This window comes from Kutzneria kofuensis (assembly GCF_014203355.1).
GTDB classification, from domain to species: domain Bacteria; phylum Actinomycetota; class Actinomycetes; order Mycobacteriales; family Pseudonocardiaceae; genus Kutzneria; species Kutzneria kofuensis.
On sequence record NZ_JACHIR010000001.1, the window covers coordinates 1,627,517 to 1,644,588 of the forward strand.

Consider the following 17,072-nt stretch of genomic DNA (forward strand, 5'->3'; position numbering starts at 1 on the left):
TCACCGACAGTCCAGCACGGGAACGGGCCGGCGGTGACGTTCGGTAAGAACCTCCTAATGTCAGGGGGCGGCCAGCGCCTGGGTCGGCGTCAGCCGTGCGGCCCGGACCGACGGGTAGATGCCTGCGAGCACGCCGATCAGCACCGCCCCGGCCAGTCCGCCGCCCAGCGCCGCGAAGGGGATGATCACCGGCCAGCCCTGGTATCCGGTGTACGCCAGGGTCGCCACCACGCCGATCACCGTGCCGGCGAGGCCGCCGAGGCCGGACAGCACCGCCGCCTCGGTGAGGAACTGCCCGCGGATCTGGCCCTTCGTCGCGCCGAGGGCCCGGCGCAGGCCGATCTCCCGCCGCCGCTCCAACACGGAGATCACCATCGTGTTGGCCACGCCGACGCCGCCGACCAACAGCGCGACGCCGGCCAGCCCGAGGAACAGGCCGGAGAAGGTGGTCTTGGTGTCCTGCTTGGCGGCCAGGGCGTCCGACGGCCGTGACACCTGGACCAAACCCGGCGCCTGCGGGTAGAGGGTCGGCCCGAGCACCGCCCGCACGTCCTGGATGGCGTCCTCGTCGGCCTTCACGTACACCACGGTCGGATGCCCGCCGAAGCCCAGAACCTGTTTCGCCGCACCCCATCCGACCAGCACGGACCGTTCGAGGTCGGGGTTCAGCGGCATCGGGTCCAGGATGCCGATCACGGTGAACCACTGCTTGCCGATGAACACCTGCGGCGGCTGCTGGTTCGGCGGCAGCTCGGTGAAGCCGAGTCGGGACGCCGCAACGGAGCCGAGCACCACGGTCGGGAAGTTGGCGGTGGCGTCGTCGAGGAACTTGCCGGCGTGCAGGGATCCGTTGACGGCTGTCAGCAGGTTCGTGCTGCTGGCCAACACCGTCAGCCCGGAGTCGGCGTTCGGGTCGATCCTGTCGTTGCGGTGCACGGGTTTGTGCGCGTTGGCGACCTGCGCGGCGGCGGTCACCGGCCCGATCCGCTTGACCATGCCCATCGAGTCCTCGGGCAGCAGCACGGGATCGCCCTGCGTCTGCTGCGGTTCGGCTCTGAGCAGGTTGGTGCCCAAGGCGGTCAACTGGTCGAGCAGCGCCTGCTGACTCGACGCCGGGATGCTGGTGACGATCACCATCGTGGCGATGCCGATGGAGATTCCCAGCGCCGACAGGACGGTTCGCATCTTGCGGCTGCCGACGCCGAGCAGCCCGAGCCGCAGCACGTCGCCGAAGGAGAGGTGAACGGGCTGGGTGTCGAGAGTCATCACACCAAGCTCCCCGCGCGGGTGTCGGCCACCAGCCGGCCGTCGCGCATCTCGATCCGGCGCGGCAGGCTCCCCGCGATGTCGCGGTCGTGCGTGATGACGGCGATGGTCGTTCCATCGTCGTTCAAGCGCCGCAACAGTTCCAGCACGGCCTGCCCGTTGGCGGTGTCCAGGGCGCCGGTCGGCTCGTCGGCCAGCACCAGCGCGGGATCGTTCACCACGGCACGGGCGATCGCCACCCGCTGCCGCTCGCCGCCGGAAAGTTGTTGCGGCAGATGGTCGACGCGATGCGACAGCCCGACCCGGTCCAACGCCTCCAGCGCCAGCGCCCGCCTTCGCCGCCGAGGCACGCCGGCGTACAACAGCCCGGTGGCGACATTCTGTGCGGCGGTCAGCCCGTCGGTGAGGTGGAACTGTTGGAACACAAAGCCCAGCCACCGCCCGCGCAGCGCCGACAGCCGCCGGTCGGACAGGGTCGTCACGTCCAGCCCGCCGAGCAGGACCGTGCCCTCCGACGGCAGGTCCAGGGTGCCGATGATGTTGAGCATCGTCGACTTGCCCGAGCCCGAAGGCCCCACGATGGCCACGAGTTCGCCTGATTCGATCTCCAGCGACACCGCGTCCAGCGCGGTGACGCCGGGATAGTGCTTGCTGACGCCGATCAGCTCCAGCACCGGAGTCACGACGTGGTCACCACTTTCAGGCCGTCGGCGATGCCGTCGCCGCTGATCTCCACCATGCCGTTGGCGAACATCCCGGTCTGCACGGCCCGGTACTTGCCGTCCGGCGTCTGCACCGCGTAGCCGCCCTCCCGCAGGGCCACCAGTGCCCCGACCGGAACCGCCAGCACTCCCTTGTGGACGGACGTCGTCACCTGCACCTGCACCGACGCCGCGTCGAGGTCGGCCAGTGTGGACGGATCGTCCGGCGTCACCGTGACGGTGAGCTTCGGCGGACCGGTCGTCTGGTCCTTGCCGCCACCGTCCACAGTGGTGCTGATCGCGGTCACCCTGGCCGACACCGTCTTGGTGTCCGGCCGGATGATCGTCACCGCCGCGCCGGTCTTGATCTGCCCCACCTCGGTGGCGTCCACCGGCATCGTGACGACCTTCTGCGTCGACGTGAGCGTGAGCAGGTCACCGGCAACGGGATCACCCAACTGCGCGGTCACGGAGTTGACCCGCATTGGCCCCGCCAGCACCACGACCTGTCCCACGTCGAGCGTCCCCGTGTCGTCGAGGCCGACGCTCTTCTGCCACTTCTTCAACGCCTGTGCGATGGTCGGTGTGAAGGCGGCCTGCTGCGGGTCCTTCGGCAGCGTGCCGACGCTGTAGCCGAGGGCCTTGAGGTTCTGCGCCACCACGGCTACGTCCGCTCCCTTCAGCGTCGGGCCGTCGAGCCTTCGGAACAGTGGCGTGTCACCGAAGAACACCGGCACCGGCTTGTCGTTGACCCAGTACAACGCCTTGCCCTGCGCCGCGATATCGCCGGACGCCGGGAGCTTGGTCAGCACTCCCGCACCGGCACCCTTCAACGCCTGCGGTAGGCCGTACCCGAGCGTGCCACCGAACGACTGCCCGTTGGACAGGTCCATGCGCTTCACCGCGACCGTCTGGACCGACGGCGGCGCCGCGGTCGCGTTGGCCTGCTCGCTGTGCCGGGAGTCGATCACCGCCACGCCCAGCACCGTGCCGATCACCACGACCAGCACGGCAATCCCGATCACCGCCCGCCGGCGGGTGTCCGCTGCCATGCCGACACCATCACCGACGGTTGTGAGGAACTTGTCAGGATCCGGTGGCCCGTGCGTGGCCGACCTATCATCGACGCCATGTGCGCCCACATCGTGCTGGCCGAGGACGACGAGAAGCAGGCGGAGCTGGTCCGCCGCTATCTCGAGCGTGAGCGGCACACGGTTGTCGTCGTCGGCGACGGGCGCGCCGCCATCGACACGGTCCGCGCCCGCCGGCCGGACCTGCTCGTGCTGGACGTGATGATGCCCAAAGTGGACGGTCTGGACGTGATCCGGGTGCTGCGGGCCGAATCGGATGTGCTGGTGCTGATGCTGACCGCGCGGTCGACCGAGGACGACCTGCTGCTGGGGCTGGATCTCGGTGCTGACGACTACATGACCAAGCCGTTCAGCCCACGCGAGCTCGTCGCCCGCGTGCGGACGCTGCTGCGGCGCGGCCGGCGCGCGGCGGAGCCGGACGAGCTGCTGCGGGTCGGTTCCCTGGTGGTGGATCCGGCGCGTCACCTCGTCACCAGCGACGGCAACCGGATCGACTGCACGCCCGGCGAGTTCCGGCTGCTGGAAACCCTTGCCGGGCAACCGGATCGGGTGTTCACCCGGCAGCAGCTGCTGGCCCGGCTGCACGGCTTCGACCGGTACATCACCGATCGCACGATCGACGTGCACGTGATGAACCTGCGCAAGAAGATCGAGCCCGATCCGCGCCGCCCGGTCCGACTGGTCACCGTGTACGGCGTCGGCTACAAGCTGACCGCCGAAGAGAGGTCGTAGTGCTCGCACGGCTGCTGGCGGTGTCCATTGTGGTCGCCGCCTGTTCCATCGCCGCGACGGCGTGGCTGGCCGTCCAGACCACCAGCGTCGCGATTCAGCAGGAGCAGGGCCAGGCCATCAGCTCCGGCAACCAGATCTACGAGGACCTGCTCGGCTACGCGGCCGGGCACCCGAGTTGGGACGGCGTCGGGACGAGCGTGACCGTGCTGGCCCAGGAGACCGGGCGGCGGATCGTGCTGACCGACCAGAACCGGCGGGTGATCGTCGACTCGGAGCCGGGCGACCATCCGCTGCCGGCGTCGGCGTCGGCGGGCGTGGATCCGCTGTCGGTGGACCCGAGCCTGGTCGACGCCGGGCCGGGCCGGATCTCGTCGTCGGCGGTCGGGCCGTACGCGCTGAGGCAGGAGGAGATCGCGGTCCTGGACGGGCTGGCGCAGCGGGCGCTGGCGTGCGTGCGGGAACGCGGCGCGGTCGGCTCGATCGTGGGGCTGCCGAGCGGGCGGCCGAAGATCCAGAGCCCCGATCCGGTGGCGACGGCGCAGTGCACGCGGACGCTGAACCAGCCGGCGAAGTCCGAGCGGGCGGCGCTGGACCAGCTGGACTCGCTGGTGAACGAGTGCCTGGCCCGGCAGAAGCTGCCGCCGGTGTCGGTGGGGCTGGACTTCGGGTGGCAGCCGCTGGCGGCCCAGGCCTCGCCGAGCGGGGTCGTGCCGGCGCAGACGGATCAGCGGGTGCAGGACTGCGTCACCACCGGTCGGCACGAGCAGCTGACGCCGTATGTCGCGCCGGCGGCGCTGTTGTTCGTGACGAGCCCGGGCGGGGCCGTTGCCCCCAGCGCCTTCGATCTGTCGGCGGGGAACAAGGTGCGGATCGGGCTGGCGGTCGGCGGGGTGCTGCTGGTGACGATCCTGGTCACCGTGCTGGCCGGCCGGCGGTTCACCCGGCCGCTGCGGGCGCTGACGGCCGCCGCGCAGCGGATGCGCGACGGCGACGTGACGGCCCAGGTTCGCGTCAGGCGCCGTGACGAGATCGGCCGGCTGGCCGGGGCGTTCAACGACATGGCCGCCAGCCGGGCGCAGGTGGAGCGGCTGCGGACCGACCTGATCAGCGACATCGCGCACGAGTTGCGGACGCCGCTGAGCAACATCCGGGGCTGGCTGGAGGCGACGCAGGACGGCGTCAGCGAGGCCGACGAGGCGCTGATCGCGTCGCTGCTGGAGGAGGCCATGCTGCTCCACCACATCATCGACGACCTGCAGGACCTGGCCATGGCCGATGCCGGGACCCTCCGTCTGCATCGCGAGGCCGTCTCCGTGCGGGAGCTGGTCGGACAGGTGTGTGCCGCGCACCGGGCCCGGGCCGACGCCGCCGGGGTGTCGCTGGTGGGCGAGGTCGACGGGGACGTCGAGCTGGCGGCGGATCCGGTGCGCTTGCGGCAGATCGTGGACAACCTGGTGACGAATGCGGTCCGGCACACCGGGGCCGGTGGGACGGTCCGCGTTCGGGGGCAGCTCGAAGGCTCCGTCGTCACCGTCGCCGTCTCGGACACGGGCACCGGCATCGCCGCCGAGGACCTGCCGCACGTGTTCGACCGGTTCTGGCGGGCGGAGAAGTCGCGGAGCCGGCAGACCGGCGGCAGCGGGCTCGGGCTGGCGATCGTGAAGAAGCTGGTGGAGGCCCACGGCGGGACGGTCGGGGCGGAGAGCGTCGTGGGCGAGGGATCCCGGTTCTGGGTCAGGTTGCCGCTCTCGCGGTGAGACGCTCCCGCTGAGCGACTGACCGGTGGGGATCGAACCGTCCTCTGTCAGCGCATTTCCGCAGGTCAAGGGCACTGACAGCCCAGCACTTACCGCCCACAACGATCCTCGTCCGCCACGGTCAGCGCGCGATCAGCGACCGGTCAGCGCGGCCGGCGAAGGTATGACCAGACACCGACCGAGGAGGCAGAAATGACGAAGATCCTGGTTTCCGGAGCGAGCATCGCCGGCCCGACCGCCGCCTACTGGCTGAACCACCACGGCTTCGAGGTCACCGTGGTCGAGCAGGCCCCGGCGCTGCGCGACGGCGGCTCGGCCGTGGACTTCCGCGGCGAGCAGATGGAGATCCTGCGCAAGATGGGCGTGCTGGCCGACGTCGAAGCCCGCAGCACGCGGATGGGCGATGTCACGATCGTCGACAACGAGGGCCGGTTCGAGGCCCGGGTGCCGTCCGCGGTGATGAGCGGCGAGGTCGAGATCCTGCGCGGCGACTTGAGTCATGTGCTCTACGAACACACCAAGGACAAGGTGGAGTACGTCTTCGGCGACCGGATCACGTCGCTGACCGAGCACGCCGGCGGCGTGGACGTCACCTTCGCCAAGGGCGCGCCGCGCACGTTCGACCTGGTCATCGGCGCCGACGGGTCGCACTCGGGGGTGCGGTCGCTGGCCTTCGGGCCGGAGCAGGACTTCGCCACCGATTTGGGCTACTACGTCGCCTACTTCACCGTGCCCAACCACCTCGGCCTGGACCACGAGGGCCAGATGTACGCCGAGCCGGGCATCGGCGCGATGGTGACCAGCGCCATCGACAAGGACCGGCTGGGCGTGGCGCTGTACTTCGCGTCCGAGCCGCTGGCCTACGACCGCCACGACATCGAGCAGCAGAAGCAGATCCTGGTCTCCAGGTTCCGCGACGCCGGCTGGGAGCTGCCGACGCTGCTGGACGGCCTCATGAAGACCGACACGCTGTTCTTCGACTCGCTCACCCAGATCCGACTTGACAAGTGGTCACGGGGTCGGGTCGTGCTGGTCGGCGACGCGGCGTGGGCGGGCGGCCCGGGCAGCGGCGGCACCGGCCTCGGCATGATCGGCGCGTACGTGCTCGCCGGCGAGCTGGCCACGAAGTCCAGCTACGACGAGGCTTTCGCGGCGTACGAGGAGATCATCCGGCCCACCGCGAAGATGGGGCAGAACCAGGCCAAGCGGACCGGCGGCTTCTTCGCGCCGGAGAGCGAGCGGGGCATCCGCAACCGCAAGTACGTCTACCGCGTGCTCAACACCAAGCCCATGAACGGCCTGTTGACGTGGCTGGTCAACCGCTCCGCCGACTCGATCGAGCTGCCGGACTACACTCGGGCGGCGTGACTGATCCGGCCCATGTGCTGCGCACCGTCTTCGGCTACGACTCGTTCCGCGGCGACCAGCAGGCCATCGTGGAGCACGTCGTGGCCGGCGGCGACGCGCTGGTGCTGATGCCGACCGGCGGCGGAAAGTCCCTGTGCTACCAGATCCCCGCGCTCGTCCGTGACGGCGTGGGGATCGTCGTCTCCCCGCTGATCGCGTTGATGCAGGACCAGGTGGACGCGCTCAACGCGCTCGGCGTGCGGGCCGGTTTCCTGAACTCCACTCAGGATCCGGACGAGCGGCGGATGATGGAGGCGCTGTTCGTCGCCGGCGAGCTGGACCTGCTCTACCTGGCGCCGGAGCGGCTGCGCATGGAGTCGACGCCGCGGCTGCTGGAGCGGGGCAGGATCTCGCTGTTCGCCATCGACGAGGCGCACTGCGTCTCCCAGTGGGGGCACGACTTCCGGCCGGACTACCTGCAGCTGTCCCATCTGCACGAACGCTGGCCGGACGTGCCGCGGATCGCGCTGACGGCGACCGCGACCGAGGCGACCCGCAAGGAGATCGCCAGCCGGCTCAACCTGGAGCAGGCCCGGCACTTCGTGTCCAGCTTCGACCGGCCGAACATCCAGTACCGGATCGTGCCGAAGAACGAGCCGAAGCGGCAGCTGCTGGAGCTGCTGCGCACCGAGCACTCCGGCGACGCCGGCATCGTCTACTGCCTGTCCCGGTCCTCTGTGGACAAAACCGCGGAGTGGCTGACCGAGCAGGGGATCACCGCGCTGCCCTATCACGCCGGGCTGGACGCGCAGACCCGCGCCACCAACCAGGCGCGGTTCCTGCGCGAGGACGGCATGGTCATGGTGGCCACGATCGCGTTCGGCATGGGCATCGACAAGCCCGACGTCCGCTTCGTCGCCCACCTGGACCTGCCGAAGTCGGTCGAGGGCTACTACCAGGAGACCGGCCGCGCCGGCCGGGACGGGCTGCCGTCCACCGCGTGGCTGGCCTACGGGCTGCAGGACGTGGTGCAGCAGCGCAAGATGATCGACACCTCCGAGGGCGACGACGCGCACCGGCGGCGGCTCGGGCAGCACCTCAACGCGATGCTGGCGCTGTGCGAGACGGTGGACTGCCGGCGTAGCGGGCTGCTGGCCTACTTCGGCGAGACGCTCACGGAGTCCTGCGGCAACTGCGACACCTGCCTGACGCCGCCCGAGTCGTGGGACGGAACCGTTGCGGCGCAGAAGTTCCTGTCCGCGGTGTACCGGCTGGACAAGGAGCGCCGCCAGCGCTTCGGCGCCGGGCAGGTGATCGACATCCTGCTGGGCCGCAAGACCGCCAAGGTCATCCAGCACGACCACGACGGTCTGACCGTGTTCGGCATCGGCACCGAGCTCAACGAGTCCGAGTGGCGCGGCGTGGTGCGGCAGCTGCTGGCGCAGGGGTTGCTGGCCGTGGAGGGCGACTACGGCACGCTGTCGCTGACCGAGGCCAGCGCCGACGTGCTCGGCCGCCGGCGCGAGGTCCGGCTGCGCCGGGAGAACGCCGCCAAGCCGCCCAGGGCGGCGCGCACGGCCAAGGCCGCCGCCGCGGCCGTGGAGATGCCGGCCGAGGCGGCGCCGCTCTTCGAGCGATTGCGGGCGTGGCGCGCTGCGACCGCGCGTGAGCAGGGAGTGCCCGCATATGTGATCTTCCATGACGCCACGTTGCGGCAGATCGCGACCCAGTCCCCGAGCACGCTGGCGGAGCTGGGCACGGTCAGCGGTGTCGGCGAGAACAAGCTGGCGAAGTACGGGCAGGCCATCCTGGACACCCTTGCCGCCACCGGCTGAACCGCTTCTCGATCATTCCCTCGCCGCACAGCGGGAATCCGGCCCGCTCACCACGGCGAAACCGCCAAAGGCGCAGGCCGTAACACCGGATTCACTCGGGAGACATGCGGCGGGCCGCACTCGACGGCGAATTCGCCCGGCCGCCGACGAGGATTCCACCGGCGCCGGAATCGTGACCTGAATTCCCCGGCCGAAGCGAAAACCCCTGATCAGGCGACCTGTCGGAACCGGTCCCGGTTGTCCACCGCCACGGCGATCACGGCCGGCCGCACGCGGGGCGAAACCGTGGGCACGACGGCGGTTCGCCATCGCCACAGGTCCAATGCCATTCCATCCGAACGCTTTCGCCGCACCGAACACACGGCGGTCGGCGGGGACCGGTCGGCCGCAGGCCCTTGTGGCAGTCAGTGCAACGGCGATGCCCCGCTGGACGGTACGGGACACCGCCGTTCACGCCGGCATACCGCTGTTCGGTCGCACGTTCCGTCACCGGACTGCCACCGCTCGCACATCGCACCGCTCCGCAGTCGACCGATGACCGTCCGGTGATTGGCCGCGCATCAGGGGTGTCCACCGTCGAAAATCGGTTCCGGCGTGCGGTTCGGCACACGCCTGACCCGACATCTCGACCGGTGGACACCGGCCCACTCCCTCGATCACCACTCACGGTGACGACAAGTGACGGTAGGTGGATCGCCGAATGCACCTCGCGGACGCATCGACGCAGACCAGCGCCCACCAGGGCAGATTTCCGCGGCGTTAATGCATGACCAGGATTTCCACCGACAAAGGGCGGGAATTCGACCAAGCCCAGTTGATCACGGTGCCGGTCCGGTCGTGCACCGATAGCGACGGAACGCCGCACCGCCGCGCCGCCCTCTATCGCGTCCGCCATAGGCACAGCACCGCTGAAAGAGTGAACGCCCTGACCGAACACGGACACGGCGTGACACCGCGACCTAACCCCCTACGACCGTTCGGCGCATGCTTCGGCACGCTCACCGCAGTAACCCGGTGAAAGGCCAGTTGGCGTACTCGAGGGCAGTTCGCCCGCGATCTGGAACGTGCTAGATTCCCTGGCCGCAAGAAGATCAAGATTGGTTAGGCGGTCGCTTCCTGCCCGAAGACGCTCGTCAGAGTGATCGTCGGCGGACGGGGGTCTGCCGCCGCAATTGCCGGCCGTCCACCCGGACACCCGGCGAGAGGGCACGAACCGCACACCCCCAGGGTCGGTGATGGAGCGTCGTGAAAAACAAGGACAAGCCAGACAAGGCCAACAGGTCGATCAAGTCGCGCCTCGTCGGCGCGGTGCTGATCCCCAGTGTCGCGCTGGTGGTGTTGTGGACGGTGGCCGCATCGTACCTGGTCTTCGACGCCATCTACGTCAAGCTGGTCGTCTCCGGTGTGCGTGAGGTGTCCATCCCCGCGGTCACCGCGCTGGCCTCCGCGCAGAAGGAACGCCAACTCGGCACGGCCTTCCTGAGCGGGTCCACGAACGACCTGAGCCTCCTGCACGACCAGGAGCAGCAGACCGACAAGTACCTGGCGTCGATGAAGACCGCGGCCGACGCGCTGGCGCAGAACGCGCCGCCGCCCGTCGTGCAGGGGCTGCAGAAGCTCAACGCCAGCATCGACCAGCTGCCCAAGATCCGCGCCCAGGTCGACAGCAAGACCATCGACAAGCAACAGGTCTTCGACTTCTACAACACCATGCTCGACTCGGCCTGGAGCCTGTTCGACACCCAGGCGCGCATCCTGCCCGCCGTCACCGTCTCGCTGGGTGGCGTGACCTCGGCGGCGGTCTTCCGAGCCACCGACCTCATGTCCCGCTCCGCGACGTTGATCTCCGGTGCCTTCGCGGCCGGCACGCTCGACTCGGCCGACCACCTCGAGTACGCGAACCTGGTGGCGTCCTACCACTCCGAGCTGACCACGACGGTCCCGTTCGTGCAGCCCGACATCCGGGACCGGTTCAACGCCATGACGGCGAGCGCCGACTGGAAGCAGCTCGTCGACTTCGAGAACGGCTTCATCGAGCACGGCGCGTGGACGCGCGGCCTGGCCGGCCTGCCCACCAACCAGGCGGCCTGGCTGGATCTCACCAACCGGATCTCCGACCAGATGGTCTCGCTCACGCTCGACCAGGCCGACGAGGTGTCCAGCCAGGCCATCTCGGACGCCAACAGCCAGCTGACCCTGGTCGTGATCGGCTCCGTCGTCGCCCTGCTCGTCGCCATCGGCGCCATCGTGGCCGCGGTCCGGGTGTCCCGCAATCTGGTCGACCGCACCCTGGTCACCCGCCTCGCCCGGCTGCGGGAGGAGGCGCTGCAGCTGGCCCAGCACCGGCTGCCCGACATCGTGCGGCGGCTGCGCGAGGGCCAGGCCGTCAACGTCCGCTCCGAGCTGCCCGACCTGGACTACGGCCGGGACGAGATCGGCCAGGTGGCCGACGCGTTCAACGCCGCCCAGTACACCGCCGTCACCGCGGCCGTCACCGAGGCGCAGGCCCGCGACGGCGTGCACAACGTGTTCCTCAGCATCGCCCACCGCAACCAAGGCCTGGTGCACCGCCAGCTGAAGATCCTGGACACCATGGAACGTGGCGAGGAGAACCCGCAGCAGCTGGAGCGCCTGTTCCAGCTGGACCACCTGGCCACCCGGGCCCGGCGCAACGCGGAGAACCTGATCATCCTGGGCGGCGAGCTGCCCGGCCGGCGCTGGCGCAAGCCGGTCAAGCTGGTCGACGTGCTGCGGGCCGCGGTGTCGGAGACCGAGCTGTACCACCGGGTTCAGGTCGAGCGCGGCCCGGACGTGTCGGTGGTCGGCTCGGCCGTCGCCGACACCATCCACCTGATCGCCGAGCTGGTCGACAACGCGACCTCGTTCTCCCCGCCCCGCTCCCAGGTGCTGGTCAGCAGCACGCTGGTGGCCCGCGGCGCCGTGGTCGAGGTCGAGGACCAGGGCCTGGGCATGAGCGAGGAGGACCGGGAGCGGGCCAACCGGATGATGGCCAACTCCCCCGAGTTCGACGCGATGGCGCTGAAGACGGACTCCCGGCTGGGCCTGTTCGTGATCGCGCGGCTGGCCAACCGGCTGGAGATCAACGTCGAGTTCCGGGTGTCGCCCTACGGCGGCACGCGGGCGATCGTGCTGCTGCCGTCGTCGATCCTGGCCACGAGCGGTCCCGCCGACCGCGCGCCGGATGCCGCGCCGCTCACCCACCACGAGATGATCGCCGCCGAGTCCGAAACCGCCGCCGAGCGGGAGAGCTCCGAGCTGGACGAGTTCTGGGCGCTGAGCCGGTCACGCCTTGCCGACAAGGTTCAGACCACCGAGAGTCTTCACGGTGCACTGGACCCGACCCCGCCGGGCGCCGACATCGCCGAGCGGCTCACGCCCGCCAACTCCGACGCGCTGCCGATCCCGACCGCCACGACCCGCTGGCCGGACGCTGAGGACGTCGACGAGGCGCCGACCCCGGTTCCGCTGGTCCCCGCGCCTCCCATGCCCGCCGCGGCCCGCCCGGTCCTGCCCCAGCGGCAACCACAGCACAACCTGGCGCCGCAGCTGCGTGGCGACCTCGAGGACGAGCCGGAGTTCGACCTGGACGACGACACCCGGTCGCCGGAGGAGATCCGGCACACCATGTCGGCGTTCCAGGCAGGTTCGCTCAAAGGCCGTCAAGCAGGCGAGTTCCCGGACTCTCGAGCGTAGGAACAAGGAAGTCAGGATCTGATGAACGACAAGGCGCATTCGGAAACGGATCTGAACTGGCTGCTGGACAACCTGGTCGAGCGGGTGGTGGACGCCAGGCACGCGGTCGTGCTGTCCGCCGACGGCCTGCTCATCGGCAAGTCCGACGGGCTGTCCCGGGACGACTCCGACCAGCTGTCCGCGATGGCATCGGCCTTCCAGAGCCTGGCCAGAGGCGCCGGCCGGCACTTCGGCGGCGGGCAGGTCCGGCAGACGATCGTGGAGATGGAGCACGCCTTCCTCTTCGTCACCGCGGCCGGGCGCGGCGCGTGCCTGGCCGTGCTCGCCGAGGAGAGCGCCGACGTCGGTCTCATCGCGTACGAGATGAACCTGCTGGTCAAGCAGGTCGGCGTGTACCTCAGCTCGGCACCGCGCAACGTGGCGGCGACAGCCGACAGCGGGCAGAGGGCGTAGCGATGGCCGACAACGACGCCGAGTGGTTCGACGAGGCGGCCGGCCCGCTGGTCCGCCCCTACGCGATGACCGGCGGCCGGACCCGGCCGGGCACGGCGTGGCTGGACGTGGCCACCCAGGTCGTGACGGTGCCGTCCACGACCGAGCGGGTCGGCATCGGCCCCGAGCAGCAGGCGATTCTCGAACTGTGCCACCGGGCACTGTCGGTGGCCGAGATCGCCCACTACGTGGACGTCCCACTGGTCGTCGTGAAGGTGCTGATCAGCGACCTGATCGACCGTGGTGACGTGGTTGTCCGTCCTCCCGCCCAGGCGCTGCGCGCGCCGGGCCGGGAACTACTTCAGGCGGTTCTCGATGGTGTCCGTGCACTCTAGCCAGTCGTCGACGATGGTCCCCGAGTCGGTGAAGATCCTGGTGGCCGGGGGCTTCGGCGTCGGCAAGACCACCCTGGTGGCGTCCGTCAGCGAGATCCCGCCGCTGAGCACGGAGGAACTGCTGACCGAGGCCAGCACCGGGGTGGACGACCTCGGCGGCATCGAGGGCAAGACCACCACCACGGTGGCGCTGGACTTCGGCCGCATCACCATCAGCCCCCGCCTGGTGCTGTACCTGTTCGGCACGCCCGGCCAGGACCGGTTCTGGTTCATGTGGGACGAGCTCGCCCGCGGCGCCATCGGCGCCATCGTGCTGATCGACACCCGCCGCCTGGACACCAGCTTCGCCGCGATCGACTTCTTCGAGCGCCGCGAGGTGCCGTTCATCGTGGGCGTGAACAACTTCGACGGCTCGCACCACTACGAGCCGGAGGAGATCCGCTCCGCGCTGGCCATCAGCGAGGGCGTGCCGATCGTCAACTGCGACGCCCGGCAGCGCGACTCCAGCAAGCTGACGCTGATCAAGCTGCTGGAGCACGCGATGAGCAAGCTGCCCGCGGGGGAGGCGAAGGCCGCCGTGTGACGCGACGACAACGGGCCCGCCGACGGCGTTCGGCGGGCCCGTTTCGTTCGCTCGTCTCCTACATGGGCACGGGTTCCATGCGGGAGTTGAAGTGCCGCAGGATCGGCGTGGTCTCCACCATGCGATAGCCGGGCACGCTTTCCGGGCGCTTGGCGATGGCCGCGAGCGTCTCGGCGACGTACTCGTAGTGGCTCTGGGTGTAGACCCGCCGCGGCAGGGCCAGCCGGACCAGCTCGTACGGCGCCGGCGTGACGAGCTCGTAGTCGTCATCGAGGGTGCCGAGGTAGAGCGAGCCGAGCTCGACGCAGCGGATGCCGCCCTCCAGGTACAGCTGGCAGGCCAGCGCGTGGCCGGGGAAACGGCCCGGCGGGATGTGCGGCAGCAGCCGGCCCGCGTTGAGGTACAGCGCGTGGATGCCGGGCGGCTGCACCACGTCGACCCCGGCCTCGTTGGCCAACCGAGCGAGGTGGGCCGCGGCGGCGGCCCGGGAACGCAGGTAGTCGGGTTCGAGGACCTCGCGCAACCCCTGGGCCAGCCTGTCGAGTTCGTGCCCGGCCAGGCCGCCGTAGGTGCGGAATCCCTCGGTGGCGGTGAGGATCAGCTCGCAGCGCGAGGCCACCTCCGGGTCGTGCATCGCCAGGAACGCGCCCATCGGGGCGATGCCGTCCTTCTTCAGGCTGGCCACGCACCCGTCGGCCAGCCGGAACGCGCGCTTGGCCACCTCGGTCGGGCTGACGTCGGCGTACCCGGGCTCGCGCTGGGTCACCAGCCACGCGTTCTCCGCGAAGCGGGCGGCGTCCAGCAGGAACGGCACCCCGCTGCGCCGGCAGATCGCGGCGGCCGCCTCGATGTTGGCCATCGACACCGGCTGCCCCGCGCCGCCGTTGTTGGTGATCGTCATGATCACGAAGCCGACCCGGTCGCCCTCCGGCCCGGTGAGCGTCTGCTCGAGGGCACGCAGGTCGATGTTGCCCTTGAACGGCGCCTGGCTGTCCAGGTCGGCCGCCTCCGGGCACGGCAGGTCACGCGCCTCGCAGCGCAACAGCTCGACGTTCGCCCGGGTGGTGTCGAAGTGAGTGTTGCTCAGGGTGATCTGGCCCGGCTCCAGCAGCGCGCCGAACAGGATGCGCTCCGCGGCCCGGCCCTGGTGCGCCGGGAAGATGTGCGGGAACCCGGTCAGTTCGCTGAGCACCCCGTGGAACCGGTAGAAGGAGCGGGCGCCCGCGTACGACTCGTCGCCCATGCTCGCCGCGGCCTCCTGCGCGGTGGAGACCGCGCCGGTGCCCGAGTCCGACATCAGGTCGATGGTGACCTCGTCGGCCCTGAGATTGAAGGCGTTGTACCCCGCCCGGGACAACGACCGCTCACGATCCTCCCGTGTGGTCAGCGGGATGGGTTCCACGACCTTGATCCGGTACGGCTCCATGATCGTCATGGGATGACCTTCCACCTCTACTGGACTTTCACTTGCGGCAGTTGGGCGGATGCGCTCCCGCGCGACCGCGGCGGCATGGTCGCGTACGCCTCCGACGACAGGTACACGGTGATGCCGGACTGCACCGGTCCCAGGCGCAGGGACACGTAGGCGAGCAGTCCTACGCCGTCGTCCAGGCGCCGCGACGTGACGGCGGCGAGAGCACGGTGCAGGAGCGTCGGATCCATGCCGTGCCGCTCCATCAGGACCAGGACACGCTCCAGCGCCGAACGGTCGTCCGACACCAGGTCCCGGATCGGCATGTAGAGGGAGTAGTTGTTCGGCACGCTCGCGTTCGCGCCGACGAAGGAATAGCTGGACAGGGCCGGCAGGCCGGTCAGCACTCGGTCGCCGGCGCCGCCGATCGCCGAATAGAAGTCGCGGACCCGGTCCAGCGCGATGCCCGGCACCCCGGCCGCGGCCCGTTCCACCACCGGCAACCCGGCGTCGTGATGCGAGACGTAGACCTTCACCCGCGATTGCGGGCGGGTGTGCAGATCGAGCGCGAAGAAGGTGAGCCTGTCGAGGCCGTCCCGAGTCGCCGCGCGGTCACTGACCAGCCCGTACGCGTCCGCGAACCCCAAACGTGACAGAGCCTCGGACACCAGCGCCGGCGCATGTTCCTCGCCGAGCGCCGCCGGGTTGAAGTACACCTTGAAATCCGGCGCAGCGCCGCGCCTGAATATCACCGAATACCATATTCCGAACCGGCCGCACGGCTCGTCCGGAACAAACAGCCCCCATATTTCACGGAACTGCTCCAGCGACAGCCCGAAACGCTCGGCAAGCGCGTCGAGAACGCGGAGCGCGACGCGATTGTTGGCATGCACACCCGAACCGTCCGCGATGGGTTCGACGAGCATGCGGAGCACGGGTGAGCCATCCTCGTCAAGGGCAATGGAGAATTCGAGCGGCGTCAGGTCGTCGGAGACGTGCGAGGCCCAGATCGGCGGCGCGGCCAGCGTACGCTCGCCCAAGTCACCGAGTAACAGTGTGAGAATGCTCACTGGCTCGTCGGCGTCGGCCAGTCCGACCGCCGCACAGAGATTGCGCAACTGGACACTTGCGTGCTCGCGTAACGAAAGGGACCGCATCATCATGTGGACTCCGATGCCCTCGACACAACAATCACCCGTCCGACCCCCGCAAGCCGCCGAGAAATTTACACAGCACCCCCCGACCCGCATACCGCCTGTCCGGCGATTGCACGCTCAACTTTCCATAACCGAGCGCAGTTGGCACCCCCATTGTGACAATGTCAACAGAAGACGCGCGAATCCTTCTGCGCCCTGTTTTCGCACTTCACCCGGGGTGCCGCCGCGCAGCGGAGGTAGAATCACCCGTTCGCGGAAATGAAACCTGCTACAATCTCGCGGTCACAACCGGGCCGAGTGCACAGTGGACAATGTCAACCAGCGGTCGGCGCGGCCGGGCGTGCCGACCCGTGTGGACATCCGACCACTCCCGTCGGCACGGGCTCAGCCGAGGCCGGCCCCCGCGCGTCGACCCAGCCGGCGCCGGGTGATACCCAGCTTCCGCGGGGCCTTCGCGGCGTGCGTCTCGACCGTACACCCGCCGACGAACCTGGTGTGTGCGATCTGCGGTGTGGTCAATCCCGCCGCCCGATCCGGTATTCGATCCGAAGTCGACGATATCCGCGCACCGTGGGTTCACCGCGACTCCCCCTGTGGTATTCGGTGGCCGGCAACGCGGCCTGCCAGCCCTCCGTTCCGCATTCCACGGTT

The 17,072-nt window shown here is 69.6% G+C and carries 13 protein-coding genes; 8 read left to right on the plus strand and 5 right to left on the minus strand.

Translation table 11 applies throughout. From position 1 onward, the window contains the following. Positions 1-60: 60 nt before the first annotated feature. Genes BJ998_RS07410 through BJ998_RS07420 form a run of 3 tightly spaced genes read right to left on the minus strand, consistent with a single transcriptional unit; the run spans position 61 to position 3,019 of the window. Entirely contained in the window at positions 61-1,266 is a 1,206-nt protein-coding gene (locus tag BJ998_RS07410; protein ID WP_184859685.1) for an ABC transporter permease, read from the minus strand. Beyond that, complete coding sequence (locus tag BJ998_RS07415; RefSeq protein ID WP_184859687.1) at positions 1,266-1,949, minus strand: ABC transporter ATP-binding protein; 684 nt, start codon at positions 1,947-1,949, stop codon at positions 1,266-1,268. Before BJ998_RS07415 ends, BJ998_RS07410 begins: the two co-directional genes overlap by 1 nt. After that, complete coding sequence (locus BJ998_RS07420; RefSeq protein ID WP_184859689.1) at positions 1,946-3,019, minus strand: peptidoglycan-binding protein; 1,074 nt, start codon at positions 3,017-3,019, stop codon at positions 1,946-1,948. The genes BJ998_RS07415 and BJ998_RS07420 overlap by 4 nt, the downstream gene beginning before the upstream one ends. A gap of 78 nt (positions 3,020-3,097) precedes the next feature. Between BJ998_RS07420 and BJ998_RS07425 the strand changes: the two genes are divergently transcribed. The 8 genes from BJ998_RS07425 (at position 3,098) to BJ998_RS07460 (ending at position 13,853) form a co-directional block, all read left to right on the plus strand. After that, on the plus strand, positions 3,098-3,790 hold the full coding sequence (locus tag BJ998_RS07425) for a response regulator transcription factor (RefSeq protein ID WP_184859691.1): 693 nt from the start codon (positions 3,098-3,100) through the stop codon (positions 3,788-3,790). Next, positions 3,790-5,547 (plus strand): sensor histidine kinase, encoded by a 1,758-nt coding sequence (locus BJ998_RS07430; protein WP_184859693.1) that lies wholly within the window; start codon positions 3,790-3,792, stop codon positions 5,545-5,547. The genes BJ998_RS07425 and BJ998_RS07430 overlap by 1 nt, the downstream gene beginning before the upstream one ends. A gap of 192 nt (positions 5,548-5,739) precedes the next feature. Then, the gene (locus BJ998_RS07435; protein ID WP_184859695.1) at positions 5,740-6,915 is read left to right on the plus strand and encodes an FAD-dependent monooxygenase; all 1,176 of its coding nucleotides are present in this window, start codon (positions 5,740-5,742) and stop codon (positions 6,913-6,915) included. Then, the gene (gene recQ, locus BJ998_RS07440) at positions 6,912-8,729 is read left to right on the plus strand and encodes a DNA helicase RecQ (RefSeq protein ID WP_184859697.1); all 1,818 of its coding nucleotides are present in this window, start codon (positions 6,912-6,914) and stop codon (positions 8,727-8,729) included. Before BJ998_RS07435 ends, recQ begins: the two co-directional genes overlap by 4 nt. 1,245 nt (positions 8,730-9,974) lie before the next feature. Continuing rightward, positions 9,975-12,443, plus strand: a complete 2,469-nt coding sequence (locus tag BJ998_RS07445; protein WP_184859699.1) for a sensor histidine kinase — start codon at positions 9,975-9,977, stop codon at positions 12,441-12,443. A gap of 21 nt (positions 12,444-12,464) precedes the next feature. Then, positions 12,465-12,896, plus strand: coding sequence for a roadblock/LC7 domain-containing protein (locus tag BJ998_RS07450; protein WP_184859701.1), 432 nt, complete (start codon positions 12,465-12,467; stop codon positions 12,894-12,896). 2 nt (positions 12,897-12,898) lie between these two features. After that, a complete protein-coding gene (locus tag BJ998_RS07455; protein WP_184859703.1) occupies positions 12,899-13,270 on the plus strand; it encodes a DUF742 domain-containing protein in 372 nt (123 codons plus the stop codon). Between the two features lie 13 nt (positions 13,271-13,283). After that, positions 13,284-13,853, plus strand: coding sequence for a GTP-binding protein (locus tag BJ998_RS07460; RefSeq protein WP_184868501.1), 570 nt, complete (start codon positions 13,284-13,286; stop codon positions 13,851-13,853). A 58-nt stretch (positions 13,854-13,911) separates the two neighbouring features. Here BJ998_RS07460 and BJ998_RS07465 read toward each other — a convergent pair whose 3' ends face one another. Both BJ998_RS07465 and BJ998_RS07470 read right to left on the minus strand, forming a co-directional pair. Continuing rightward, positions 13,912-15,288, minus strand: coding sequence for a tryptophanase (locus BJ998_RS07465; protein WP_184859705.1), 1,377 nt, complete (start codon positions 15,286-15,288; stop codon positions 13,912-13,914). A gap of 17 nt (positions 15,289-15,305) precedes the next feature. After that, positions 15,306-16,427, minus strand: a complete 1,122-nt coding sequence (locus tag BJ998_RS07470) for a tryptophan dimethylallyltransferase family protein (RefSeq protein WP_246488545.1) — start codon at positions 16,425-16,427, stop codon at positions 15,306-15,308. Positions 16,428-17,072: the final 645 nt, after the last annotated feature.